We start from the raw sequence: 25,075 nt of genomic DNA, 5'->3' as shown, positions 1-25,075 counted from the left end.
TGCCCTTTCTGTCCAAGCCGCCAAGAGCTCGAGGGCAGTACTTGAGGGCACCTCGGCCGCCTTGACGTCGGGCAGTCCAGACCAACTCTTGCCCGACAGGGCCTAGTCGAACGTATCGGCCGTCGTCTCGGCGGTGCTGTCGAACGCTGCTGAGACACTTGCGCCCAGCGCCTTGCCGACCACCCGGTTGTTGGACGTGTTCGCCATGACGGTGAGGCTGTGGCTGCCGTCGCCCGTGGCGAAGGTGTGGACGGTGTAGCCGCGCGCGGTGCCTGTGTGGCCGTAGACGGAGGGGCCGTCGCCGAGGTCGTAACGGCTGATGCCGAGCCCGTGGAAGCGTGAGCCGAACAGGCCGCTCGGCCTCATGGCGAGCATGGCCGCGAGCGAGCGCCCGGACAGCAGACGGCCACTCAGCAGGGCGCGCAGGAACGTGTTGAGGTCGCGGGCGCGCGACACCGTCGCGCCGGCGGACCCGGCCCACCACACCGTCTGCTCCGTCACGTCCGCCAGCCGTCGGCGCGGCCGGTGGAGGGCGAGATGGCCGCGTGCGTGCGGGCCTTCGATGTCGGCTCGTGCGGTGTCGTACGAGGTGTCGGTCAGCGCGAGGGGGCGGATGATCCGCGTCTCGTACTGCTCGGCCAGCGACCGGCCAGTAACGGCCTCGACCAGTCGTCCGGCCAGCACCAAACCGGCGTCCGCGCCGATGGGGCCGCCGTCTTGTTCCGTCGACGCAGGACGGAAGGACGGGCGACGGGAGAAGGCGAAACCCCGCCCCGGTCCGGGCAGCAGGCGGCGGCGTTCGGGTTTGAAGCCGGGCACCGTGCCCGTGAACATCTCGTCGGTGCGATCGTGGAGGCTGTCGGGGTGGCTGACCATCTGCCGCACCGTCACCTTGCGGTCCGTCAAGGTCTCGGACCGGTCTGACAGGTAGGTGCGCACGGGGGCGTCCAGGTCGAGGCCCTCGTCCACGAGTTGCATGACGAGCACGCTGAGGAACAGGTTCGCCACACCCCCGATGCGGAACCGCAGGTCCGGCTGCATTCGCGCACCCGACGCCGTGTCGCTCACCCCCATGGCACAGGTGTACGGACCGTCAGGTGTGTCCATCCGGGCCAGCACACCGGGCGCGCCCGCGGCGATGGCCCGCCGGAGTGCCGTGTGCACACCGACGGGCATGTCCTGCGTCTGCGGGAACGAGGCGTCGTCCCGCACACCCGGCTCAGGCGTATCCGTCTTCGAAGACTCGGAAGGCTTCGAGGTCGTCGAGGCCTTCGAGATCGTCGAGGGCGAGATCTTCGGGGTCGTCGAAATCTTCGAAGAGCGGCTGGTTTTGGACTGAACAGCCGTCATGCGATCGCTCCCTTCACGTACGGAGGAGGCCCTGCCGGCCGCGTTCACGTCACACGGCCGGCAGGGCCGGCCGGCCACCGAGGAACGAGGGGGACCTGGAGGCCGCCGTAGCCGTCCCCACGTCAAAAGCGTGCATACGGTTCACTTTTGTTCGCGGATCGACGGAACGGACTACGTGCGGCCGGACCGCCCGAGGCAAATGTCCGGTACGGGCGCGGAGTTGAACTGTTTCGCCCCGGAACCCGTTGCGGTGTGCGGGGATCGCTGTGACGTACCGTCTGTGACCGCTTGAGGGAACACGGCGGCCCCGGACAGCGGCCACGCGGACGGCAACATCAGGAAGGGATGGGTATGAGCCTGGGTGAAGAAGGCGATGAGACGGACAAGCCGAGGACGGAGGACAAGCACCTGGCCCCCGGGGAGACGTCCGAGCAGTCCTCTCCCCTCCCCGTGATCATCTCGGCCGACGGCTCCGCCACCATTGACGGCGTACCCGTGCCGGTTGTGGGAGACGAGTCGGTCGACATCGCGATCCTGGACACGCTCCACGGGTACGCGCGCAGCCGGAGCTCCCCCGTGAAGGCGGCCATCTCCGACCCGTCCGCGGGTTACGTGGCGATCGTCGAGGTCGCGCCCGACGGCTCCAGCAGGCTTCTGGAACAGCACCAGGAGGAGTTGGCCGGGGACGAGGAGCCCGCCGGCGGGGCCGCCGGACCCGCCGGGGCCGCCGGAACCGGAACCGGAACCGGGTCCGGGCCCACCGGGCCTGCCGGATCCGCCGGTTCTGCGGGATCCGCCGATTCTGCGGGATCCGCCGATTCTGCCGAGTTCTCCGGTTTCGATGCCAAGGACGTCGGCTTATCGGGGGCCGATGCCGAGGATCCGGGTTACCCCGGTGTCGACCACGAAGACGCTGGCTTCCCCCGCCTCGGTCCCGGGTCCTCCCCCTTCTCCGGCGTGGATGACGAGGACCCCGGCTACCCCCGCCACCCCGGCGTCGGTCGCGAGGACCACGGCTTCCCCGGCATCGGTCCCGGGTCCCCCGGCATCTCCGGGATCGACGATGACGAAGCGGACATGATGGCCCAGCCTGCGCAGCCGCAGCGGGCCTCGACCCCGGCTCTCGGCCCGGACCTCGACCAGGGCTCCAGCCGCGGCAGGAAACTGCCCCAGTCGGATGACGAGTACGAGGCGCCCGCACTGCACAGGCGACCATGGTTCGTCGGGGTGGTAAGCGTCGTCGTGGCGGCTGCCGTCGTCGTTCCGCTCATACTGATCGGCAGCAGCTCGGGGGGCGGCAAGGCCCAGGACAGCGCTGCCGGCTCGGCCGAGGGCAAGGACAAGGACAAGGACAAGATTCCGCCGGCGCTCAGCCCCGCGCCGAGCGATTCCGCGTCCATCAGCGCGTCGCCGTCGGCGTCGCTGTCGCCGTCTGCCTCGCCATCGAAGTCGGCCTCTGCTTCGGCCTCGCCACCCCCCGCACCGAAACCGAAGCCGCCGGCGCCCTCGGAATCGGAGGGCAATGACGAAATGCCCAAGGGCGAAGTGCTGTTCGTGAACAAGAAGTACGGCTTCTGCCTGGATCTTCCCGGCACCGGCAAGGTTACGGGGAACCCCCAGGCCCATGACGGCTTCTGCACTCCGTCCACCGACAACCAGGAGTGGCTCATCCACCCGGCCTCCAAGGGCAGCGGCACCCGCGGAGCCGACCTGTACCTGATCCGCAACGTCAAGTCCGGCCGCTGCCTGGAACCGACAGGCCAGGGCTCCGCTCAAGTGACGGCACCGGTGGACGTGGCCGTATGCAACGCCAGCATCAAGGAAGACAACCAGCTCTGGTGGTTCGACAAACGCCCCAACGGCACGTACTGGGTCCGCAACCAGAAGAGCAGCGACCTGTGTCTCGACGTGGCCAGGACGGACACGAAGACCAAGTACGCCAACGCCACGCTCTTTGGCTGCAATGCCGCCGACGACCATGAGTGGAGTTTCCGGAAGAGCTGAGTGCTGCTGAGCGGGGCAAGGCGTCGACCTCGCACCTTCGCGCCCTTGCCCCGCCGGCCGCTTCCGCCGCACTGACCGGCCCGGCCGGAAGGCCCGGTTGGGTGGGGCCTGTCCGGGCGAGTACCTACCCGTACGTCTGTACGACCAGTTGGCCGCCGACGTCGCGCACGCCTCCGCGCTCGGCTGCAAGGCTCGACAGACCCGGCAGGCCCAGCAGACTCGACAGCCTCGTAAAGGGCCGCGCCCGGCGCCTTGCCGACCGCCCTGTCGGCCGTGTTCACGTCACGTGACCGACATGGCCGGCCACGCTGCCGCGAGGCACGGGGAGAATTGTGCGCCGTCACGGCGTATGTCACGGCAGGCGCGAACTGATGGCTCATTTCCGTTCACGGTTGTTTAGGAATCAGTAACAAAACTGGTGTCTGGTGGGGCTGGGCTGTTTTACTCGGGCGCCCGTTGCCTGTGTTGCGCAGGGGGTGGCCGTGGTGCCTTCTTTGTGATCATTTAAGGCCGCTTTCAACGTTTTGGGCTGAGGCGGACTCGCACGAGGCCACCCGGCCGACGGCGTACGGAAGGGATGGACATGATCCGGGGTGAAGGAGCGGACAAGTCGATCACGGGGAACGAACCCCTCGCCCCCGGGGACGGGGACGGTCGGCTGGGGCGCGCCGGGGAAGGGTCCGGGTCGTCCTCCCACTTCGCCGTGGTCATCTCCGCGGACGGCTCCGCAGCCGTCGACGGCGAGCCCGTGCCGGTGATGCCGGGCGAGTCGGTCGACATCTCGATCCTGGACACACTGCACGGATACGCCCGCAGCCGGAGCGCCGCCGTTAAGGCGGCCATCTCCGACCCGTCCGCGGGATATGTGGCGATTATCGAGGTGGCGCCGGATGGGTCCAGCAGGCTGTTGGAGCGGCGTCAGGAAGGGGAGCCTAAGGCTGCCCGGTCTGCAGGGCCTTTAGGGTTAGGGGTTGCCGGGTCTGGCGGAACCGAGGCGGACGCGATACCGCAGCCCGCGGGGCGACAGGTCACTCCGGCTCACAGCCCGGCCCCCGCCGCCGGGGAATCCAGCCGCAAAAAGGCACGGCCCCAGTCGGACGACGAGTACGAGGCGCCCAGCCTGCTCCAGCGTCCCTTGGTCATCGGGGCGGTGGGCGTCGCCGTGGCGGCACTCGCCTTCGGCTCGGTGTGGGCACTGGGCGACGGCGGAGCGGGAGGCGGAGACAAGCAGGAACAAGCCGCCAATGCGGGCAACGGCATCGACAGGTCGCCTATGGACCTCCGGCCCGCACCGAGCTCCTCGCCGTCCACCAACCCGTCGCCGTCGGCGTCGCTGTCGCCGTCTGCCTCGCCATCGAAGTCGGCCTCTGCTTCGGCCTCGCCACCCCCCGCACCGAAACCGAAGCCGCCGGCGCCCTCGGAATCGGAGGGCAATGACGAAATGCCCAAGGGCGAAGTGCTGTTCGTGAACAAGAAGTACGGCTTCTGCCTGGATCTTCCCGGCACCGGCAAGGTTACGGGGAACCCCCAGGCCCATGACGGCTTCTGCACTCCGTCCACCGACAACCAGGAGTGGCTCATCCACCCGGCCTCCAAGGGCAGCGGCACCCGCGGAGCCGACCTGTACCTGATCCGCAACGTCAAGTCCGGCCGCTGCCTGGAACCGACAGGCCAGGGCTCCGCTCAAGTGACGACACCGGTGGACGTGGCCGTATGCAACGCCAGCATCAAGGAGGACAACCAGCTCTGGTGGTTCGACAAACGCCCCAACGGCACGTACTGGGTCCGCAACCAGAAGAGCAGCGACCTGTGTCTCGACGTGGCCAGGACGGACACGAAGACCAAGTACGCCAACGCCACGCTCTTTGGCTGCAATACCGCCGACGACCATGAGTGGAGTTTCCGGAAGAGCTGAGCGGAGCCAACCAGGACCAGACGTGCGCGTAAGAACCTGTATCCCTATCGATCATGAGCGCGACTGTGATCGAAATGTCGGGCCGTGCCGGGTGATCTTCGCCGGCGGGTGCATGAAGGCAGGGTCTCCGGTGCAGCACGAGGGTTGCTGAGACCAACTCGAGTGCAGGGAGACCCTGTTGTCGCTGTTCTACGCGTCCTTGCCGGTGGAGTTCAACTCGGCGCCCTCGGTGTGCGATTGTCTCGCGCACCGGTTCGGGAACGCGGCCGATCATCAGGACCGGACGCGGGCCTACGACACGGACATGACGGACGCCGAGTGGAGTGAGGTCCGGGACGGGCTTCCGGTCCCGGCCTGGCTGGAGGGCCAGGGCGGCCGGCCCGAGGCCTACTGCCACCGCCAGATGATTGACGCGATCTTCTACGTCGTCGACAACGGCATCAAGTGGCGGGCGATGCCGGCCGACTTCCCGCCCTGGGACCGGGTTTACGCCTTCTTCCGCCGCTGGCGCGAGCGCGGACTCACCGCCGAACTCCACGACCGGCTGCGTGACAGGGTCCGCGAGGACGCCGGGCGCTCGCCGGAGCCGACTGCGGCCATCGTCGACTCGCAGTCGGTGAAGGGGGCGGCGACCGTGCCGGCCACGTCACGCGGTTACGACGGCGGCAAGAAGATCAACGGGCGCAAGCGGCACCTCGTCACCGACTGCCTAGGCCTGCTCCTGGTGGTCATGGTCACTGCCGCGAGTATCACCGACCGGGACGCGGCCCGGACGCTCCTGCCCCGCCTGCGGGCCCGCTTCACGAAGATCAGCCTGGTGTGGGCCGACGGCGGCTACACCGGCAAGCTCGTCACCTGGGCCAGGAAGAAGCTCCAGCTCACGGTGAGAATCGTCAAACGCAGCGACGACATGAAGGGGTTTGTGGTGCTGCCGAGGCGGTGGATGGTGGAGCGCACGCTGGGGTGGCTGCTCAACTCCCGTCGCCTCGCCCGGGACTACGAGCGCCGCTGCGACACCGGCGAAGCGATGATCCACTGGTCGATGATCAGGCTGATGACGCGTCGGCTGGCCCGTCCGCGAGGCTGAACCTGCCGGACTCCGTCCGCACCAGCCATCCCCGCTCCGCCAGACGGCGGGCCCGCGAACGCACCGCCCCCTCGATCTTCGAAGGGGTCAGCTCGATCCCCAACTCCTCCGCGATCTCCCGGCAGATCATCGGTTCCCGGCCCGCCCGCTTCGCCTCGGCCAGCACCGCCACGATCCGCTGATGCTCCACCGCCAGCGCGCGCACGTCGGCCCCCGGCCCCCACCGCGGCACGATCGAGCCCGGCCGGGCCGGTGCCACGACCTGCGTCTTCGTCTCCGCGTTCACGACCGGTCCGGGCGCCGGCACTTCGGCCGCGACAGCCACCGGTTGCTCCAACTCCGCTCCTTCCTCCCGGAGTTGCCCGGCCAGCACCCCGCTGACCCTCCGCTGCGAGATCACCAGCTCCTGCCAGTCCGTCTCCGCCTCGTGCAACTCCGCCAATAGCCGGTCCGTCTGCTCGCGCAGTACTTCCACCCGCTGCCGGGCAGCACGCTCCTGGTCCTCCAACAACCCCATCACCGACGGCATCAACAGCACCCTCCCGGCCGGGACAACATGACGCGCCATCCCTGCCACCGAACCCCGGGCACTATGCCTGACCAGCAGAAACCCATCGATCATGTCCGGAAAGACAACAGCTTCTAAGGCGTACATCCGCTCTCGGCTGCCCGTAACGCCTCGGTCAGACCGGAGGGGGTGGCGGGGGCGGAGGTCCGGGCGGCGGGCCAAACGGGTCCATGGCGTCGACGGGAGGTTTCTCCTTCGGCCGGTGGCCGCCGGGCTTGCAGCCGGCGAAGGGGCCCATCGGGTCCCGGAGGGCGCCCATCACCGGTCCCAGGTAGTCGCGGTGCCAGTTCGCGGGCCCGCACATCCCGGAGCCTGGACCGGTCAACTCGCCCCAGGCGAGCCACAGTCCGTGAAGCTGGGCGACCGCCTCCGGGTGCTCCCACCAACGGGAGCACCACGGGGCCGTGGAGGTGACCTCCCTGCCATAGACCGGCAGCAGCACGTGGTGGGCCCATAGGGTCAACTGCCGCAGCGTGTGCCCGTATTCGGGCCCCTCCATGTAGAGGATGAAGTGTGGTGGGCTCGGAGGTTTCTCCTGGGGAGCCGCACTGTCCGGCTTCACGTCGGCCTCCTCGGCGGGAGCGGGGCCTCGCTCGGCTCCGGAGACCTCGGCGGTCTCAGTGGACATGGCTGTCCTGCTTTCTCTCGGCGGCTTCGGTTGGCGCAGGGATGACACGTGCACGCACCGCGAACGGTTCACTGGCCACCTGGTGACGGCTGAGAGGGCGCGACTCCTTCGGGGCTCCCAGTTCTACGATGAGCGTCCCCGGGAGCCGGCGTCCATTGAACCGTTGGGGCTCCGGTTCCGTTGTGCTCCTCACGAGCAGATCTCCTGCTTCGTGAAAGGATCCGAGATGGTTCAAGGAGCCCGAAGGCGAGATCACACAGGCTCGGGTAGCGACGACTCCACCAGTTCCGTCGACAGCTACTTGGGCATCGAAGGCCTGCGTGCCTTCATGGAACAGAACGGGGAAGACCGCCGAGCTATCCAAACTCTCGATCGCCTCGAGGACAGCGCCCCTACTCGAGAGCCGGACAGGCGAGCCACGCTGAGGTGGGTCGACCTTAGGGGGAGTGGAACGTACCACGCGGCCGGCCAACGGTCGGACGGCAGTTGGTTCGTAGACACGTGGGAAGCCGGGAGGCAATGGGCTCGCGAAAACAGTCAAGGGCTTAAGGACTTCGCCGAGATCGTCGGCCCTCACCTCGTCCAGGCGGCGGGCAGGCTGACTCAGCCCAGGCATCCGGTGGTGGGGGCGGTTCTCACCGGGGCCGGCGTCACCCTGGAGGCGGGTGGCGCAGCCAGGAGAATGGTCCGGTACGCGGCGTCCGCCGCTCAAACCGGCAACTGGGGGGACTGGATGAGGTCGGTCGCCGCCGGTATCCACACCGGCACGTCGGTCATGGGCGGCATCAGCTACCTCCCCAACACTGACCCGAACCGGGCGCTGGACTATCAAGGGGTACATAACCTTGGCACGGCGACCGGTGCGCTCGCATATGGCCAACCAGCTTCCGGGCGGCAGCCCACAGAGAGCCTTCCTTACAGCACCCGGCCGATCCCGATGACCACGATGCCGCCTGGCAATACACTGCCAGCCGGCCACAGCCTTCCGGGGCAGGGGTACCCGCCAGCACAGGGGTACCCGCCAGCACAGGGGTACCCGGGGCCGAACTTTTCCCGCCCGCTGAACACGGTACCGGCGGGCAACCACGCCCCCACCAACACCGCAAACCCCTACACCTACAGCACAACCCCCGTCGCCAACACCACAAATCCCTACCCCTACACCTACAGCACAACCTCCGTCACAAACACCACAAACCCCGCCACAAACACCACAAACTCCGTCAGCTACGCCAGTGGAAACTCCTACTACGGGACCGGACCCACAAATAGGGGCGGGTATAGGGGCGGGTACGGAGGTGGCAACGGGGGCCCCCAGCGGGCCCCAAGCCCAGGCCGAGGCCGGTGAGGTTCGGTGGCGAAGCCGCCGCCTCGATGAACCGAAGGTGAAAGTCCCGACGGGCCCGGCCGGGAACAGCCCCGGCATGGAACTCGCGGGGCAGTCCACGGACCGGCCCGTACGCGGGCTGATACCGGCAACGAGAAGCCCAGGCCAGAAGCCTTCTGGCCTGGGCTTTCCCCAGCCTTCCGGCAGCCTCGAACCGCCGGCCCACACCCCCTTTCTGCGGCCTGGCCGACGCTGGGTATGCGTTGGTCGCGTGGGCAATCCGCTTTGGGTGATGAGCGCCGATGCCGGCACCAATGCCAGGGCCTGCCACGATGAGCGAGTAGTCGGCCCTGACACCGCCACGGTCGGCCACTCCGTCGACGGCGAGGTCGTCATCGAGGCGACGTCGGAATCTGCCACCCACCGTGCGTCGGCGAAGGTTTGACGACGTTGCCTCGTTCATCCGCGAGATGGGCCTGGGACGGCTGAGCGACATACAAGTGCAGTCGTTGCGGCGTCCGCTTGTTGTTCGGGTTGCTCAGCCGTGTGGCAGGTCCTGGGAACAGTGCCCGCGGCGGTGAGCTCTTGACTGCCGCTTTTCGATGGCGTGACCTGCCTGAACGCCGCAGCGCCCCTCACCGGCCACCCCGATGCGCGTCGGCGCCGGCGCGCGGCCCCGGGGGGCTGAACTCCGTCTGACCAGGCTCGGCGACGTCGGTGGGCTTTGAACCGCGCAAGGGTTCCCCCCCCGTTTTGTCTGCGCTGTCGCCGCGCGGCATACGACGCGCGGTTGGTCCCGTTCGCCATCTCACCCGTCCCGGGGAGGACGTATGCAGCATGCTCTGAAGAGAACAGTCATGACGGTCCTGTTGGCCTGTGCCCTGCTGGGCGCCGTCGCGGTCGCGGTTTTCGGCCTCGGCCGGGACTTGTCCGCAGCCCCCGTCAGCGAGACCACCAGCGGCAAGATGACCTGGTACGACGACGTGGGACCGAGCGCGTGCGGCCCCGGCATCAACGCCGTCACCGAGGATCTCGTCGCGGTCTCCCACGAGTTGTTCACCTCCGCCAACCCGAACAATGACAACCTCTGCAAGGGCGTTTCCATCGAGGTCACCTACAACGGCAAGACGCTCACCTTGCCGGTCAAGGACAAGTGCATGGGGTGCACGCGGGAACAGATCGACCTGAGTAAGTCCGCCTTCCAGAAGCTGGAACCCAACCTGGACCTCGGCGTCGTCCCCGTCACCTGGAAGTTCGTCAACGACGGCGGGAACGGCAGCGGCGGCGGTGGCGGCGGGGACACGCAGGCGCCGTCCGCCCCAGCGAACCTGCGCTCCGCCAGCCAGACGCCGACCAGCGTGTCGCTGGCCTGGGACGCCTCCAACGACAACGCCGGCGTGACCGGTTACGACATCTACGACGGCTCCAGCAAGGTCACCACGGTCACGGACACCAGCGCCACGCTCAACGACTTGCCCGCGGACAGCGCCCACGACTACACCGTCAAAGCCCGGGACGCGGCCGGGAACGAGTCCGCCGCCTCCAACGGGATCCACGTAACCATCGCCCGCACCGGCGCAGAGAACGGCGACTGCCCGGCCGCGTGGAGCTCCACCCGGTCGTACGTCCCCGGTGACGTGGTCTCCTTCGCGGGCCACAAGTTCAGGGCGACCTTCTACTCCACCGATGCCGTACCCGACAACCCGGCCTCCTGGGCCGTGTGGCACGACGACGGCGCCTGCGGCTGACCAACCGACCACGAAGGAACCGGCGCAGGCTTCCGCCCCTCCATCCAGGTGGCGGCAGCCTGTCCGGCTGTCCCGCAGCTCAGCGGGCCGTCAACGGCGAGCGGCGGTCTCGCGCGGGTACGGTGAGCGCCCGCCGCGACCGCCGCCGACTACTGGTGGCTACCGGTACCGGTGACCACCGACTTACTCGACGTTGACTGTGATCTTCCAGGTGATGGCGATGCAGGGGCAGCTGATCCCCGACCCCGGGTCGGCCTCGCAGCCCTCCTCAGCGCCGACGACCGCCGTTCCCGGCTCAAGGCCCCGCAAGGTCGCCGTGGACACCTCGGCTCCGCCGGCCCCGTCCAGCTGCTGCAGCACGCTGCTGTTCGAACTGGACGGCGCACTCCACTTCCAGGTCACACCCTCCTCTGCCCGGTCCGGCCGGAGAGATACGCGGAGCTGCTGGCCCGTCTGGAGCGTCACAGTGCTGCCGTCGTCCTCATGCGACACGAGCACGGTGCCGTCCGGAAGAGTCTCCGCCGCGGACGCGGAACCCGTCGAGGAGACCATCATCGCGGTCACTGCGAGGACGGCGGAGGCCGCAGCGGCAGAACGCCTGATCATGCCCATTTCCATCACCCTACGCATAAAAGGAAATTGGCTTCTGGTTCACGACTCAACACGCCGATGGCGGTCGTGGGGGGTCAGCAGGCACTACGGATCTTGGCGCCGTTCGGTTCTCGCGCGTGGGCCTCGTCCGCATACGGCTACTTGTTCCACCTCTTGTTGGTGTTGTTGACCTCCAGCTCCGCCGCCGTCAGGTCCACATGTAGAGGTATCCCGGGACGGCTTCCCACCTTGATCAGGAAGTTGCCGAGGCCGGGCGGGTCGGCGCGGCGGCCCTGGGCGGCGTCCCAGGCGGGCGGGGTCGACCAGTCCACCAGCAGGCGCTGTTCCGGTTCGGTCAGCTCCACGACCTGGGAGAGCTGCGGCATTTCGGCCGGGGGCAGGCCCGCGCAGATCACCATGCCCGCGCGTTCGACGAAGCCCTTGGCCTTGGTGCGGTCCTCCTCGTTGGGCAGGGCGAGGAGGTCGTCGAGGGTGTGGGTGATCATGGCGTGGCCTACGCCGCGCTGGCGGTCCAGGCGGGTGAGGGCGTTGACCCGGTCGACCAGGCCGCGACCGGCCTGGAGGACACGCCACAACTCGTCCATGACGAGGAAGTAGTTGCGCTGCGGCTCCAGTCCGGCGTCCGCGAGCGCGTGCGCCGCGGAGACCGCGCCGAAGCCGTAGGACCAGCAGGACAACAGCGCCGCTGCCTGTAGCAGAACCTCGCTGTCGTCGATGCCGCTGATGTCGAAGCAGACAGGACGGTCGAGCTTCATCGCCTCAGTCGTCGGGCGGGCGAAGGTGCCCCCCAGACGCCCGTCGCCCAGCAGGGCCGTGAGCGACGCCTCCAGGTTCTCGGTGATGTCCCTGTAGCGGGTGATGTCGCCGCGGTCCAGCGCCACCGAACGCACCGCCTCCGGGGCGTCCTTGATGACCTGTACGAGGTCGCCGAGCACCGGTACCCGGTCCGGGCCGTGGCGGTCGTCCAGGACGTTCAGCGCCGCCGAGAGGATCGTCTCCTCCCGGTCCGTCGGCGGTGCCGAGCGCAGGATGGTCACCAGCGCGGACACCATGTGGAGGCGGCGGCCGTGGATGTCCGCGAGGAGCCGGCCGCGCGCTTCGCCGGTGAGCCGGGCCGCGGCCTGGATCGATTCGCCGGGGTCCAGGACGTTGAGGTTGCCGCGGCCCCGGCCCAGGCTGATGACCTGGCCGCCGATCGCCCGGATCAGGTCCACGTAGTCGGGCTTGAGGTCGCCGAAGATCAGCGGGTGGACGCCGTAGCCGGCCAGGCCGAGTGCCATGCGTCGTACGACAGTCGACTTGCCGAGGCCGGGGCGGCCCAGGACGAACATCGAGGGGTTCGCCAGCAGGCCCGTGCGCGTGAACCACGACACGGGGTCGCAGCACACCGTGGCCCCGGAATCGAGATCGCGGCCGAGCGGCACCCCGACCATGGGGGTTCCTGCGCCGGCACCGAACGGCCACAGCCCGCAGACCTGCACGGAGGTGCCGCGCCACTCCGGGGCGGGGTCGACGTAGCCGACCATGCCGCCGCCGGAGCCGGGCCAGCCACGGGCCGTTGGGCGCGCCTGGCGGGGTTCCTTGGTCGTACGTGCCATCAAGTCCTCCGTTGTTCCGGTTTGCTCCGACCTCTGTTACGCCCTGCGCCCTTCGCTACATCGAGTCCCGCACGGTCTGCGGCAACGCCGTATGCAGCGGCAGCACCAGCCCCAGCGGCAGCGCCGCCGCGAACGCCGCCGCCTGGGAGCCGTAGACGGGTCGCACCGCGATGCGGGCGGCGGGTGCCAGGTTGTCCACGGCCGCGGCCGCCTTCGCCAGTTCCCCGGCGGAGCTGACGGTCGCCGTGACCAGCAGCCCGAAGCGGATCACGCCATGTCCCTGGGCCTGTTCCTCGGTGGTCCTGCGCGCCGAGGTCACCTCCGCGTCGTCGCGTGCCTGGCCGATCTGCGACTGCTGGGCGTTGAACAGGGCGTTCTTGTAGTCCTGTTGGACGACGCGGGCTCCCTCGGCCCGGGTGTGCGGGCGGTACAGCAGCGTGACGCGTTTGCGGGCGATGTCGCGGTTGGGCTGCACGAGCCCGGTCAGGACGTTGGAGAAGACCTCGCCCTGCGGGGCCTCGGTCATGGCCCAGGTCACGCTGAACGCCCCGTCGTGCCGGTAGTGGTCCCAGGCTTCCTGGGCCGCCATGGGTCCGGTCTGGTCCCAGGTCAGCCCGGTGCCGCCGGTGGCCCGCGCCTCTTCCACGAGGGGCGCCACGGTCGGGTCGTAGGCGACGCGCACTGCCTCGGCGAGCTCGGTGGCGGTCATCGGTACGGCTGCTCCGGCGCCGGTCATGGAAAGCCCGGCGGTCAGGCCCGGCAGGCGGGCGCCGATGTGTACGGCCATGTCCTCGGCGCTGCGGCGGGGTGTGCCCGCGCGGGCCGCGCCCGAGTACGTCAGCGCGATCCGCGTGGCGATCTGCGCCGAACCGGCGGGATAGGCGGACAGCACCTCCCGCAGCATCGACCTGGCCAGGCGGGGAGCCTCGGCAACGGCGTTGGCGGCGATCTCCTGCTGGAGCCGGACTCCGGAGTCCGGGGCGGTCTCCACGGTGACGCTCGCGGCGACGAGGCCCGGCTCGGCCCCCAGGGCGGACAGCCACTGGCCCCAGTGGGCCACCCAGGTGTCGACCTGCTGCTCGTTGACGAGGGCGGCGCCGTCCGCGTCGCAGGAGATGACGACGGTGTGATGACCGGTCGACGGGATCGTGATCATGGCGAACGGGCGTCCGTAGCCGTCCCGCGCCTCCGTCAGCGAGGATTCGGCGGCCAGGCCGGGCAGCTTGCAGGTGCCGTAGCCGGCCCGGCCCAGCGGACCCGAGCGGTACAGGTTTCCGCCGGAGGACGTGGTGCGCCGCCAGGCCAGGCGGACCGCGCCGCGCTGCATCAGCGTGCGGCCGTGCTTGTCCCGTACCGCCAGCGGGGCCATGACCACCACCAGCGCCACCGCCAGACCCAGCGCGGCCCATACGGAGATCAGCGTGGCCAGGACGACGGCGATCAGCCCGGTGAACAGCAGCATGGTCGCCCCGAGGGACAGGCCTCGCAGGCCGGACGTGCGGGGCTTGCGGAAGTTGCCGTAGGTGCGGGGGGTGGGTGCTTCAGTGGCTGCCACGGGGCTTCTCCTGCTGCTCGTCGGTGTGATGGCGGGCCGGCACCGGAACGGGGGCCGCCGCCTCCCGGTCGTACGGGTGTGTGTGCTCGCCGTCCGCCGGGTCCGTCGGCTGTGCCGGCCGGGTGGGACTGGTCGCGGTGTGCTCTCCGTCCGGTGCTCCGCGTGCCCGGTCGGCGCCTCGCGCGGGCGCCGGGCCGCTCGCTGCCGGGCCGGGGGCGGTGCGCGCGCCGGTCGTTCCCGCCCCGTCCGGGCTCACGGCGGCCCCGGACACCGACCGGCCGGTGGCCAGGCCACGCAGGTGCGGAACAGGCAGCGCCCCGGTGGCCGCGGCCGGGCCGCCGGCACCGGCGGACGCCTTGGCCGCGCGGCCCGTCCCGGATACCGCCGCCTGGACGACCGGGGCGGCGAACCGCATCAGCGCGGGCAGGGTGAAGCAGGCCAGGACGATCAGTACGACCCCGGAGACCATGGAGACGACGTCGTTGTCCTGGGTCTGGCCGGTCATCGAGAACGCTGCCGCGTACACGACGGCCGCGGCCGGTTTGTACAGCACGAAGGCCAGCAGCCAGCCCACGGACCTGCGGAACCAGACCCGGCCGCCGGCGGTGCCGCTGGCCGCCGCCGACAGGGGCAGCGTGCCGGTGAGGATCACCAGCATGGCCATCCGTACGATCATCAGGGCGATCTGCGCCACACTGCCGGCGATCACCAGCATGGACATGATCAGGACGAGGAACGACGAGTCCGTCTCGCCCAGCGCCAGCATGGCCGAGGTGCGCTTGTCGAACTCGGCCACGCAGCTCGCCACCGGCTCGCCGGTGGCACTGATCTGCCGACAGCCGGTGGACCTGTCGATGATCCAGACACTGAACTTGTCACCCGACACGGTCAGCAGATTGACCGTGGCGACCCCGGCCGAGGAGACGACCACCAGGTTGAGCAGCCCCTGAAGGGCTTGCCGGGCGGGCTCGCCGCGGCGCTGCCAGGCGATGTGCCCGGCAGCGACGAGCAGGCACAGTACGGCGGCGAAGGAGGTGAACCACAGCGTGGAGCCGCGCAGGAAAGCCACCGGGCCGCTGTCGTCGCTCAGGTCGGGGCTGCCCAGGTTCATCCAGGCGCTGCCGAGCGCCTTGACGGTGGTGCTTGCCGCCTGTGCGGCGCTCTCGGCGATGTCGTCGAACGCGTTGTCACCGAGGTCCTTCGGGGCCGTACCCGCCCCGTCGCCCACGCAGTAGCCGCCGATCGTCGGGGACACCCAGCCGAAGTCGCAGCCCGCCATCACACACCTCCCCACTCGGCGTATCCGGCGAGGGAGTCGACCGGGGTGGGAGCGGCCGGGGCGGCCGGGTACTCCAGCCGCCAGTCGCCGTCCTGCCACAGCACCGTCGTGGTGGCGGCCTGCATACGGCCGTCCGGGAACCGCCACACGGTCTGGATCACCGCGGTGGTCTCGTTGTAGGTGACGAACTTGAATCCGGCGATCTGTCCGTAGGTGCTGCCCTCCCCGTCCGGGGGCGCCGTCCGCTCCGCCTTGGTCCGGTCGGCGATGTAGGCGTCGCGGCCCGCGCCGACGGTCTGTGTGCGGGTCACCTTCAGCCAGTCGTCGGCGGCCAGGTAGCGCACGCTGATCTGGCTGCTGGCCAAGAGGGCGCCGACGGGGGTGTGCGCATAGCACCGCGCGATGTCCTGCCCGGCCACGGCCGGGCCCGCCGCCTTCGAGACAGGGAGGGCGACGGAGCGGTACAGGGTCCAGGTCACGCCCTTCGGGGCGGAGGTGGGCACGTCCTGTTGCTTGTCGGCCAGTTCGGGGCACGGGGCGCCACCGTCGTCGGAGGCGTGGGGCCCGGACGGTGGCGGTTCCGCGGCGCGGACTCCGGGATCCCCCGCCGTGTGTGCCGCGTTCGAGCCGCCCCTGCCGGAGCCGTCCGAACTGAAGGCGACCGCCGCTCCGATGACGGCGACGAAGCCGATGAACGCGGCGGCGAGGACGAAGCCGGTACGCAGCCACGGGCTGCGCGGCTCGCCGCCCGCCGCGCTGTTGCCGGGCTCTGCCATGGTCCTTCCCCCATCCTCGTGGGTTGTCGGGTGACGGGTGGCCGGTTGGCCGGATCAAGAGGTAGTGACGGGTCGTCAGTCCTCATCGGTGCCGGGTCCGAGGCGCCTGGACGAACGCGCCGGTCCAGACGAACACCGGCCTAGACGAGCGCTCCGACGATTCCGGAGGCGGATCCGATGAGCAGGCACGCCCCCAGTACGAAGCCGAGTCCCCTGGCGTGCTCACGGCCGCCTCCCTTGGAGTGGTCGACCGCCATCCTGGCGGCGACGCCGAAGAGGCCCGCGACGCACAGCGCGGTGACGCTCCAGGCCACCCACTTGAGGACCTTCAGCAGGCCGTCGGCACCGGGCGGCGCCTCTCCCCCGCCGACCTCCGGCACGCCCGAAGGCCCGGCGGTCGGCGCGGCGAGGTCCGCAAGAGGGGCTATGTGCGGTGAGGCGTCCAGAGCGGCCGCCAGCAGGCTTGACAACGTGCTTCTCCCTACGCGGGTCGGGTGAGTCGGGTCAGGTCGCGCGCCAGCGGCGCGCACTCCTTGGGCAGATGCGACGTGGGCGGCTCGCCGAGCCGCCAGGGCTCCACCCACGGGATCTCCCACAGCCGGGGGACCGCGCCGGAGACCAGCCGCACCAGGTTGTGCAGGATCTTGGGGCGCCGGCCGGGAGCGTCGGCGACGACGACCAGGCCGAGCAGATCGATGCCGGTGACCATGCCGGAGGCCCACTGCTGCGCGGCGTTCTGCGCGGCCTTGATGCCGTACGCGCTGGAGCGGGCGACGAGTACGACCGGCTGGGACTGCGCCGACACGGGCCAGGCGCGGCCCGCGTCCCGGCCGCCGGGGACGGCCCGCCTCAACGTGGTGACGCCCGCGCCGCCGTGCACGCCCAGCCACCACCATGCGTGCTCCTCGCCCGGACGCGCCCGGGCGACGGGCAGCCCACGCTCGGGTCGCGGCACTCCGGCACCCTGCGGCACCGCCGGCCCCGTGAGGCCTGTCGGCACGCGGGCCTGCCCGCCCTGAACCGTTCGCCGAGGTTTCCCGTTGCTGCCCCCGGAAGGGCGCGACTGCGGCAACCAGGGATTGACAACCGGTACATCCCCCGCCACGGCATCTCCTTCGATCACTGACGCAACGAGCTGATAGTACACATAAGTTGTCATTGTGGCACAAGTGATGATTTTTCAGAAGTGCGGCATATAAGGCGAGTTGTGACGTCTCGGATTGCATGTCCTACGAATCGCTGGGTCTCTTTGGGGAGTTGGAGATGAGCGGCCATACCGCGCAGGCGAGATCGACGATGCTGGTGACGGGCTGCGCCGTCCTGGGGCTGCTCGGCTCCTTGGTCGGCCTGTCGGTGCTGGGAGCCGTGGAGCAGAAGGAGGACGCCGCCCCCGCGGGGTTCGCCACCACGCTCGACGCCAAGCGCGTCCCGGCCGAGTTCGTGCCGTGGGTCGAGCGGGCCGCCCAGCAGTGCCCGGAGGCCAGCGCTCCGTTGGTGGCCGCGCAGATCCAGGCGGAGTCGGGCTGGGACCCCACCGCGGTGAGCCCTGCCGACGCCCGAGGGCTGAGCCAGTTCATACCCGGCACCTGGGCGACATGGGGCGTGGACGCGGCCGGCAAGGACAGCGGTGCCGAACCGGACGGCGTGGCCGACCCGTTCACCCCGGGCGACGCCATCATGACCCAGGCCCGATACGACTGCTGGCTCGCGGGCAAGGTCAAGGAGATGAATCTCGGCGGCGACCCCACACGCCTGATGCTCGCCGCCTACAACGCGGGCCCCGGAGCGGTGGAGGAATACGGCGGCGTGCCGCCGTACCCGGAGACCCAGGCCTACGTCACCCGGATCATCACGTCGATGGCCGGCTTCACCGGCGGCGAACCGGCCGGGAACACCGACGACGCCGAGAACGGCGGCGCGTTCGGCGACCGGGTGGTGGCCCATGCCAGGAAGTGGCTCGGCACCCCGTACTCGTGGGGCGGCGGCGGGCCGGAGGGCCCCGGACGCGGGTTCGCGCAGGGCGCGAACACGGTCGGGTTCGACTGCTCCAGCCTCGTCCAGTACGCGGTCTACCACGCGAGCAACGGCGAAACACTCCCGCCGCGCGTCTCCCAACTCCAGGTCACCGCGGGCGAAGCGGTGCCGCGCGACGAGATGCGGCCCGGTGACGTGATCGGGTTCAACCTGAACGGCAGCTACGACCACATCGGCATCTACATCGGTCAGGGTCAGTTCATCCACGCGCCGAAGACCGGCGACGTGGTCAAGATCAGCAGCCTCGACGAGCCCTACTACGCCGACAAGCCCCAGAAAGTGAGGCGGCTCGGATGACTCCCTCCCGTACGCCCTCCCATACGCGCTCCCGTACGCACGGCACCACCGCGGCGGCCGCGACGGTGCTCGCGCTCGCTCTCGCCCTGGGCGGGTGCGGCTCCGGCGGCGAACAGGGTGCGCCCACCAGGTCCTCGGCTCCCGCCGCGACCGGCACCGGCCCGTATCCGACTCCGGACGACCCCCGCGGGGCCGCACCCCTGCCGGCTGGTTCTGGGGGCACCCCCAGGGGAGGCGTCACCCGGCCCGGCGACACCGACCAAAGGGACGCCGACGCGGTCAGCTGGGGCGCGCTCAAGGTGATGTGGACGTTCGACACCACCATCGACAGCGGCCCCGGCGACGCCAGTGTGCGCGCTGCGGACGCGGGCTGGCTGACCGAAGCGTACGCGGCGCGAGTGCGCGAGCACCGGCCCCGCTCGGTTCCAGGTGCCCAGTGGCGGGAGTGGGTAGGGCACCGCGCCTCCACCATCGTCACGCTGGAGAAGGCCGAGGACGCCGCGATGCCCGCTGACACCGACACCGAGGCATGGCGGCAGTGGGTCGTCACCACCTCCCCTCAGGGCCGCGACGGGTGGGCGGGCGAGCCCACCACCGTCGTGGCGTTTGTGCGCCTCACCCGCACGGCACCGGACGAGGCGTGGCGGGTCGCCGACGTCACCGTCCAATAGCCCGGAGGAACTTCATGCATGCGACGAACGAGTCCGAGTCCACGGAAGTGCCTGCGTGGCCGGTGTACGCCCTCACCGTGCACGACGACGGCCGAGTCGACGCTTCCGGTCCGCTGATGCCGGCCTCCGGGCATACCACCCGCGCTTCGGCCGTCGACGCGGTCGCCGAGGTGGCCGCCCGGCTGGGCCGTCCTGTGCGGGCCGAGGCGACCGAGCCGGACGGCACCGTGTTTCAGCTGGCCATCTCACCCGACGGGGAGGTGAGCGAGCTGCCCAGCGGTGGATCAAGGGCAAAGTCGGGGAAGAAACGGCACGACAAGCGTTCCGCGAGAGCAGCCGGGCGCCGTGCGGGGGCGGTCGCTGAATCAGCGGCGCCCGCCGTGCCCACGGCCATCGAGACGGCGGCGCCCGTCGTCGATACAGCCTCCGAACCGGCCACACCCGCCAGGCGTCGGGCCACAGAGCCGGCCACGCCCACCGCGCACCCGGTCACCCAACCGGCCGCACTCACCGTGCATACAGCCACCCAACCGGCCGCCGCCGCACGAACAACCACCCGACCGACCGCAGCGACCACGCACACCACCACCCAACCGGCCGCCGCCGCCGCACGCACAACCACTCAACCGACCGCAGCGACCACGCACACCACCACCCAACCGGCCGCGCTCGTCCCGGCCCGGATCGCGCCCGCACGGGGCCCACGGACGGGGCCCGATGCGCATGCCGGGGCGCAGGAGCTGGCCCTGGTCAGGGAGTATCTCGAGGCGGGCCATGTCGGCCGAGCCGCCGCGCTCGCCGCACGGCTCGACGGGCAGGCCGCGCAACACTTCGGGGTCTCCGACCCCGACGCCCTGCGCATTCGCGAGGTCCGGGCCCGGGTCACCGCCCTGGCCGGGGATGCCCTCGGCGGCGTACTGCTGTACCGCGACGTCGCCGAACGCTGGCACTACCAGGGGGACAGCGAGCGGGCCGAGGCGGTGGCGGCCCGCGCCGAGACGCTGTGGCTGCAGATCACCGACCTCGACACCGCGCTGTCCGCCGGGGTCGCCGTGATCCGCCTGCGCAGCCAGATCCCGGGCAAGGACGGCGAGGCGCTCAACGCCGCCCTGGAACACCGGACGTGGCTGGAAGAGGCCCGCCTCGCGAACGTGCCGACGGCACGGGAACACCCCGCGCCGGAGGCACCCGTGCCGCGGAGAACCCGTACGTTCCCGACCTGGGAGCGGCCCGCGGTGGACACCCGGGCGGCGACGGCGGGCTGAGCCCTGGCCTCCGGCGGTTGGGTGGGGCGCCTGCGGAGGTGGTGGGTTGGGTGCGTGGGCGGGTGCGGGTCCGTTGTGGCTGGTCGCTTCCCCACTCTCGGCTTCGCTCGAGCGGGGGACCCCCATCGCGGCGGAGCCGCAAATTGATACAGCCCCGCACCCCTGACGGCGCGCGCCCTGACGGCACCTGTCGAGAAAACACTGACGGGCCGCGGGAGTTGGTGTTCCCGCGGCCCGTCGGCCTTGTGTCATGCGGCGGACGTGTACGACCACGCGGGCCTGACGCCGACCTCCTCGTCGGCGGCCTCGACCACGCCCATGGCCATGCGCAGTGCCCGCACCGCGTGGTGCACGCGCGACTTGACGGTGCCCGGCGGGACACCGAGCACGAGGCCCGCCTCGCGCATCGACCTGCCCGTGTAGTACGTCTCGTACAGCACCTCGCGGTGCTTGGGCGACAGCTTCTGGAACGCCTCCTGGAGAATCATCGAGGAGAGCAACCGGTCGACGCCGTCCGACTTCGTCAGCAGGTCCTCGAGCCAGTCGTTGCCGTTGACCTCCTGGGGGCGGGCCATCCGCAGGCGGTACTCGTCGACGACGAGGTTGCGGGCCACCCTGAACAGCCACGGCCGCAGGGGCTGGCCGTTCTCCAGGTCCTGCGTGCGCCAGCAGCGCAGCAGCGTCTCCTGCACCACGTCCTCGGCCCTGTGCCGGTCACCTCCCAACAGCCGTACCACATAGGCGTACAGAGGACTTCCCTGCTCGTCGTAGAGCGTGCGCATAGCGCGTTCCCGGGCGCTGTCCGCTCCCGAGGAACCCATTACAGTCCAGCTCACGTTCGTACTCCCTCGTTCCGTGACCTCGTGGCGAGAGATCAGGTCTCGGGGCCGGGGTCAGCGGCCTCGATTCACCGGGAGTCTTGCGAGCGGGGTTCCACGTCGAGTTGACGTTCGATTGACGGCGGGAGCGGCGGGTTCCGGCGAAGCGGAGGGCCACGTACAGCGGCGGCGGGAGCGCCCGCGCTGGGGCGCTCCCGCCGCCGCTGCTCGGTTGACCTGCGCGTTTTATCTCAGGCCGCACCCGTCTGGCGCGCGGTCGCCGCAGCGGCGAGGGCGTGCATACGGCGATTGACGCCGCGCATCAATGTCTCGTCCCGAGCGGACCGAACGCCCCGTTCTGCGAGTACGGACCAGACGGCGAGCAGGGCCCGTCCGTGGTCCACGGCGGACGGTATGTCGTCGATCAGCCGCCAAGCGACGACCGCACGCGTCAGTTCGTCATGTGCCCGGGGGTCACCCAACTCGTGTCGGGTCCGGGCGAGTTTGAGGGAGGTGGCCGTCGCGAGGCGGTGGTTGCCGCTCCTGTACGCGGCGAACGCCTCCAGGGCGCGCGCTTCGAGCGTGCACGGATGCTCGGCGCCGAAGCTGCGCGCGGTGTACTCCCGCAGCCGGAAGGCGAGCGCCACCGCGCGTTCCAGGCTGCCGGTGTCCATGGCACGGGTGATCTGCGCGACGAGTTCGGAGAGTTGGGCCGGGACCGCCGGGACCCGGGTGTCCGCGGCGGCGGGCGGGAGCCCGGCCGGGGACGGCCCGGTGGCCCAGGGCGGTGCGGCCAACGGCCGTTCGGCCGACGAAGGACCGGCCGGAACGGGCTCGGGGGCCGACGGCACATCCGCCAACGACCGCTCGGCCCATGGAAGTTCGGACGGAATGGGCTCCTCGGGCGCCGGAGAAAGCCCGACTCCCGCCGCCGACGGCGGCGAATCCGCCAACGACCGCTCGACCAGCGAGGGACCGGCCGGAACGGGCTCGGACCCCGGAGAAAGCCCGTCCCCCGCGGCCGACGGCGGACCCGCCAACGGGCCTCCGAACAGCGGCGGCTCGGCCGACGAAGGACCGGCTGGGAACGGCTCGACAGCAGGCCGCGACTCGGCCGGAGACGGCCGGGGGGCCGACGGCAGCCCGGCCCCCGCCACCGACGGCGAACCGGCCAACGGTTCGTCCGGCAGGAGTTCGGCCAGGAGCGGCCCGGCGGCAGGCCCGGGCTCCGGCTCGCACTGTTCCTCCTGTCTTTCGTGCTGCAGGATCCGGCTCGACCCGTCGGGGGCGACCTCGACGCGGGTGGCGTAGCCCTCCTGACGGTCGAGGATCGTCGCCTGCACGGGCTCGCCCCGAGCCTGCGCGCCGCGGTGCATCGCGTCGAGCACGGCGACGTGGACGGGTTCGCCGTCCGGTACGGGGAAGGGTGCGCCGTTGACGAGCGCACTGCCGTCACGGCGAATCAGCACCTCCACCGCCTCGTCGGGGGCCGGTTGCCGTGGTTCCGTGCCGTGGTGTGCGTCCAGGTTCTTGCGGGTGCGCTTGCCGAACACTTGGTGGGCTCCTTGCTGTGCTGGTCAGGATGAGGGCGTAGGCCGCGGGCTGAGAGAGGGGTACGCCGACTCCCCGGGCATGTCGACGGAGTTGGAGTACAGGGCGAACCCCGACCTGACGCCGATGATGTAGCTCCTCGCCCGGTCGTTGTCCGGTACGCCCTTCGCCTGCTTGACCGCCTCCAGGCCCGTCTCGTACGCCGCCAGGGTCAAGTTCAGGCGGTCCCCCTTGACTTCGTTGTTGGCGATGAGCGTGTCGATCTCCTCGGCCAGCGAGCACATGTACTTGGACTGCGCCTTGATGGAGTCCGCGGCGTCCAGGGCCGAGGTCTCGTCGTTGTCGTCCGCGTCCTCGCCGAACTCGTCGAACTTGTCCGGGGGCACTTGGGAGATGCCCTCGGCCCCGTCGGGACCGACCAGCTTCTCGTTCCACCCGGACTCCTGCTGGATCTGCGCCGCGATGACGATGGCGCCGATCTGCGTGCACTCCCTCCCGGCTTCCTGGACGAGCGAGAGATGTTGCGAGGGCACGGTGTTCGCGTTCAGCTGGCCCTTTCCGTCGCTCTCGTATGCCGCAACGACCTGGTCGTTGTTCAGGCCCTCGCCGCCGCCGCTGTCATCGCCGCAGGGCAAGAGGTTGATCTTGCAGAGGAGCATGAGCGGCCAGAACACAAACCCGAGGAAGAGCGAGACCAACGTCCCGATGAGGAGGACCAGAAGGAGCACGAAGGCGAGGCACCCCAGGAGCGGCGCGCTGGCGATGCCGGCCAGGAGCACGGTGTTCCTGGTCTTGTCCTTCTGGGCCTGCTCATCCCCGCCCCCACTTGCGCTCACGACCAGTCACACCCCTTGCGTTCGCCTGCACGACATGGGTCCCCGGAGGCCTTGAACCAGGTCACCCGATTTCCCGTAGTGGCTGCCCGACGGATCGCCGCGAGCCCGCACGCCGCAACGGACACGACGGCGCATCAGTTCAAAGCGGGATCGATCCGTCGCCGTAAGCGAAACGAGGGAAGGGGTGGATGCGCATGGGCGTCCCACCGGCGACGTCCGCCGGCGCACAGATGTGGGTCCGCGGACCAACCGCTCAACAGGCAGCCCAAGCACCTGCCGCTCAACAGGCGGCCCAGGCACCCGCCGCGCCGGTCGCACGGGCCGCACAGGCCCCGCCGCTCGCGCAGGCCGTGCAGTCAGCGCCATCGCGACCCGCGCAAAAGACCGCGCCGTCCTGGCCCCCCGCACCGGCGGAACGTGCGTCGGCGGCCCACCGGGGCCAAAGGGTTGCCTGGGTGAGCACGCACGGCGGTGCCGGGGCGAGCACCCTTGCGCGGGCACTCGGCGGCGCGGACGTGGGCCGCCGGTGGCCGGACCCGGCCCGGGGCGAACCCGGCCGGGTGCTGCTGGTGGCACGCACCCACAACGCGGGCACGCGGGCGGTGTCCCAGGCGCTGAACGCACTGCGCAAGGGGGAGCACCCCGCGGGAGTGCATCTCCTGGCCGTCGTGCTCGTCGCCGACGCGCCGGGACGGCTGCCGCGCCCGCTGGGCCGGCGCGTGCGCGTGCTGCGTTCGGCAGCCAAGGTCCACCGCGTTCCGTGGGTCCCGGCCTGGCGCCTCGGCGAGGACATCGACCAACTGCCAAGGGCAGTGCGGGCGCTGGCCCGCGCCGTCTCGGCTCCGGCCGGGCAGTCAGGGAGGTCGCGTTGAGCTTCTTGGCAGACATCAATCCCGACGACTTCGGGCCCAGAGGCTCCTTCAACCCCAACCCCGAGGTCGGCGAATTGCTCGGCTACCTCACCTGGATGGTGACGGCTGCCTCTGTGGCAGGACTGATCGTCGTGGGCGTCCAGATGGCCATGCAGCTGCGCCGTGGCGAAATGGGCGAGGGGGCGACGTATTTCAGGGGCGGGTTCTTCGCCATTGGTGCCTGTGTCCTCGGCCTCAGCGCCGGACCGCTCGTCAATTTCGTGGTGCTACCAGTTCTCAACTAG

The 25,075-nt window shown here is 70.3% G+C and carries 22 protein-coding genes and 1 pseudogene; 11 read left to right on the top strand and 12 right to left on the bottom strand.

The window, feature by feature from the left end; genetic code table 11:
• Positions 1–102 precede the first annotated feature (102 nt).
• Entirely contained in the window at positions 103–1,176 is a 1,074-nt protein-coding gene (locus OHT21_RS24820; RefSeq protein ID WP_328770536.1) for a serine hydrolase domain-containing protein, read from the bottom strand.
• Between OHT21_RS24820 and OHT21_RS24815 the strand changes: the two genes are divergently transcribed.
• The 4 genes and pseudogenes from OHT21_RS24815 to OHT21_RS24800 all read left to right on the top strand — a co-directional run.
• The gene (locus tag OHT21_RS24815; protein ID WP_328770535.1) at positions 1,175–1,339 is read left to right on the top strand and encodes a hypothetical protein; all 165 of its coding nucleotides are present in this window, start codon (positions 1,175–1,177) and stop codon (positions 1,337–1,339) included. The genes OHT21_RS24820 and OHT21_RS24815 overlap by 2 nt on opposite strands.
• Positions 1,340–1,701: 362 nt before the next feature.
• Positions 1,702–3,354: an RICIN domain-containing protein gene (locus OHT21_RS24810; RefSeq protein ID WP_328770534.1), complete on the top strand. Its 1,653-nt coding sequence runs from the start codon at positions 1,702–1,704 to the stop codon at positions 3,352–3,354.
• 583 nt (positions 3,355–3,937) lie between these two features.
• Complete coding sequence (locus tag OHT21_RS24805; RefSeq protein WP_328770533.1) at positions 3,938–5,269, top strand: RICIN domain-containing protein; 1,332 nt, start codon at positions 3,938–3,940, stop codon at positions 5,267–5,269.
• A gap of 304 nt (positions 5,270–5,573) precedes the next feature.
• Positions 5,574–6,464 (top strand): annotated as a pseudogene (locus OHT21_RS24800) (IS5 family transposase); the annotation flags it as partial.
• Between the two features lie 575 nt (positions 6,465–7,039).
• Here the strand turns inward: OHT21_RS24800 and OHT21_RS24790 are convergent.
• Entirely contained in the window at positions 7,040–7,423 is a 384-nt protein-coding gene (locus tag OHT21_RS24790) for a DUF4913 domain-containing protein (RefSeq protein WP_328774211.1), read from the bottom strand.
• A 1,748-nt stretch (positions 7,424–9,171) separates the two neighbouring features.
• Between OHT21_RS24790 and OHT21_RS24785 the strand changes: the two genes are divergently transcribed.
• Both OHT21_RS24785 and OHT21_RS24780 read left to right on the top strand, forming a co-directional pair.
• On the top strand, positions 9,172–9,324 hold the full coding sequence (locus tag OHT21_RS24785; protein WP_328770531.1) for a hypothetical protein: 153 nt from the start codon (positions 9,172–9,174) through the stop codon (positions 9,322–9,324).
• A 412-nt stretch (positions 9,325–9,736) separates the two neighbouring features.
• Positions 9,737–10,627 (top strand): cysteine/serine endopeptidase inhibitor, encoded by an 891-nt coding sequence (locus OHT21_RS24780; RefSeq protein WP_328770530.1) that lies wholly within the window; start codon positions 9,737–9,739, stop codon positions 10,625–10,627.
• 183 nt (positions 10,628–10,810) lie between these two features.
• Here the strand turns inward: OHT21_RS24780 and OHT21_RS24775 are convergent, their stop codons facing one another.
• From OHT21_RS24775 to OHT21_RS24745, 7 genes are all read right to left on the bottom strand, one after another.
• On the bottom strand, positions 10,811–11,233 hold the full coding sequence (locus OHT21_RS24775) for a hypothetical protein (RefSeq protein ID WP_328770529.1): 423 nt from the start codon (positions 11,231–11,233) through the stop codon (positions 10,811–10,813).
• A 143-nt stretch (positions 11,234–11,376) separates the two neighbouring features.
• Complete coding sequence (locus tag OHT21_RS24770; protein ID WP_328770528.1) at positions 11,377–12,837, bottom strand: ATP/GTP-binding protein; 1,461 nt, start codon at positions 12,835–12,837, stop codon at positions 11,377–11,379.
• A gap of 55 nt (positions 12,838–12,892) precedes the next feature.
• Positions 12,893–14,392, bottom strand: coding sequence for an SCO6880 family protein (locus OHT21_RS24765; RefSeq protein ID WP_328770527.1), 1,500 nt, complete (start codon positions 14,390–14,392; stop codon positions 12,893–12,895).
• Entirely contained in the window at positions 14,379–15,671 is a 1,293-nt protein-coding gene (locus OHT21_RS24760; RefSeq protein ID WP_328770526.1) for a hypothetical protein, read from the bottom strand. Before OHT21_RS24760 ends, OHT21_RS24765 begins: the two co-directional genes overlap by 14 nt.
• The gene (locus tag OHT21_RS24755; protein WP_328770525.1) at positions 15,671–16,447 is read right to left on the bottom strand and encodes a hypothetical protein; all 777 of its coding nucleotides are present in this window, start codon (positions 16,445–16,447) and stop codon (positions 15,671–15,673) included. Before OHT21_RS24755 ends, OHT21_RS24760 begins: the two co-directional genes overlap by 1 nt.
• A 140-nt stretch (positions 16,448–16,587) precedes the next feature.
• A complete protein-coding gene (locus tag OHT21_RS24750; RefSeq protein WP_328770524.1) occupies positions 16,588–16,917 on the bottom strand; it encodes a hypothetical protein in 330 nt (109 codons plus the stop codon).
• Positions 16,918–16,928: 11 nt separating this feature from the next.
• Positions 16,929–17,402 carry a DUF6668 family protein gene (locus OHT21_RS24745; RefSeq protein ID WP_328770523.1) on the bottom strand — a complete coding sequence of 158 codons (474 nt, stop codon included), beginning with the start codon at positions 17,400–17,402 and terminating at the stop codon, positions 16,929–16,931.
• 308 nt (positions 17,403–17,710) lie between these two features.
• On the opposite strand from OHT21_RS24745, the gene OHT21_RS24740 reads away from it, so the two are divergent.
• Genes OHT21_RS24740 through OHT21_RS24730 form a run of 3 tightly spaced genes read left to right on the top strand, consistent with a single transcriptional unit; the run spans position 17,711 to position 20,714 of the window.
• The gene (locus OHT21_RS24740; RefSeq protein ID WP_328770522.1) at positions 17,711–18,778 is read left to right on the top strand and encodes an NlpC/P60 family protein; all 1,068 of its coding nucleotides are present in this window, start codon (positions 17,711–17,713) and stop codon (positions 18,776–18,778) included.
• Positions 18,775–19,449: a hypothetical protein gene (locus tag OHT21_RS24735; RefSeq protein WP_328770521.1), complete on the top strand. Its 675-nt coding sequence runs from the start codon at positions 18,775–18,777 to the stop codon at positions 19,447–19,449. Before OHT21_RS24740 ends, OHT21_RS24735 begins: the two co-directional genes overlap by 4 nt.
• Before the next feature lie 14 nt (positions 19,450–19,463).
• Positions 19,464–20,714 carry a hypothetical protein gene (locus OHT21_RS24730; RefSeq protein ID WP_328770520.1) on the top strand — a complete coding sequence of 417 codons (1,251 nt, stop codon included), beginning with the start codon at positions 19,464–19,466 and terminating at the stop codon, positions 20,712–20,714.
• A gap of 248 nt (positions 20,715–20,962) precedes the next feature.
• Here OHT21_RS24730 and OHT21_RS24725 read toward each other — a convergent pair whose 3' ends face one another.
• The 3 genes from OHT21_RS24725 to OHT21_RS24715 form a co-directional block, all read right to left on the bottom strand.
• Positions 20,963–21,550, bottom strand: a complete 588-nt coding sequence (locus OHT21_RS24725) for a sigma-70 family RNA polymerase sigma factor (protein WP_328770519.1) — start codon at positions 21,548–21,550, stop codon at positions 20,963–20,965.
• Between the two features lie 233 nt (positions 21,551–21,783).
• Complete coding sequence (locus OHT21_RS24720; protein WP_328770518.1) at positions 21,784–23,085, bottom strand: hypothetical protein; 1,302 nt, start codon at positions 23,083–23,085, stop codon at positions 21,784–21,786.
• Positions 23,086–23,109: 24 nt separating this feature from the next.
• Positions 23,110–23,919: a transglycosylase SLT domain-containing protein gene (locus tag OHT21_RS24715; protein ID WP_328770517.1), complete on the bottom strand. Its 810-nt coding sequence runs from the start codon at positions 23,917–23,919 to the stop codon at positions 23,110–23,112.
• Positions 23,920–24,374: 455 nt separating this feature from the next.
• Between OHT21_RS24715 and OHT21_RS24710 the strand changes: the two genes are divergently transcribed.
• The gene (locus OHT21_RS24710; protein ID WP_328770516.1) at positions 24,375–24,791 is read left to right on the top strand and encodes a DUF6668 family protein; all 417 of its coding nucleotides are present in this window, start codon (positions 24,375–24,377) and stop codon (positions 24,789–24,791) included.
• Positions 24,788–25,075 (top strand): hypothetical protein, encoded by a 288-nt coding sequence (locus OHT21_RS24705; RefSeq protein ID WP_328770515.1) that lies wholly within the window; start codon positions 24,788–24,790, stop codon positions 25,073–25,075. The genes OHT21_RS24710 and OHT21_RS24705 overlap by 4 nt, the downstream gene beginning before the upstream one ends.

The organism is Streptomyces sp. NBC_00286 (assembly GCF_036173125.1).
GTDB lineage: Bacteria > Actinomycetota > Actinomycetes > Streptomycetales > Streptomycetaceae > Streptomyces.
This window is presented reverse-complemented; position numbering and strand designations above follow the sequence as displayed.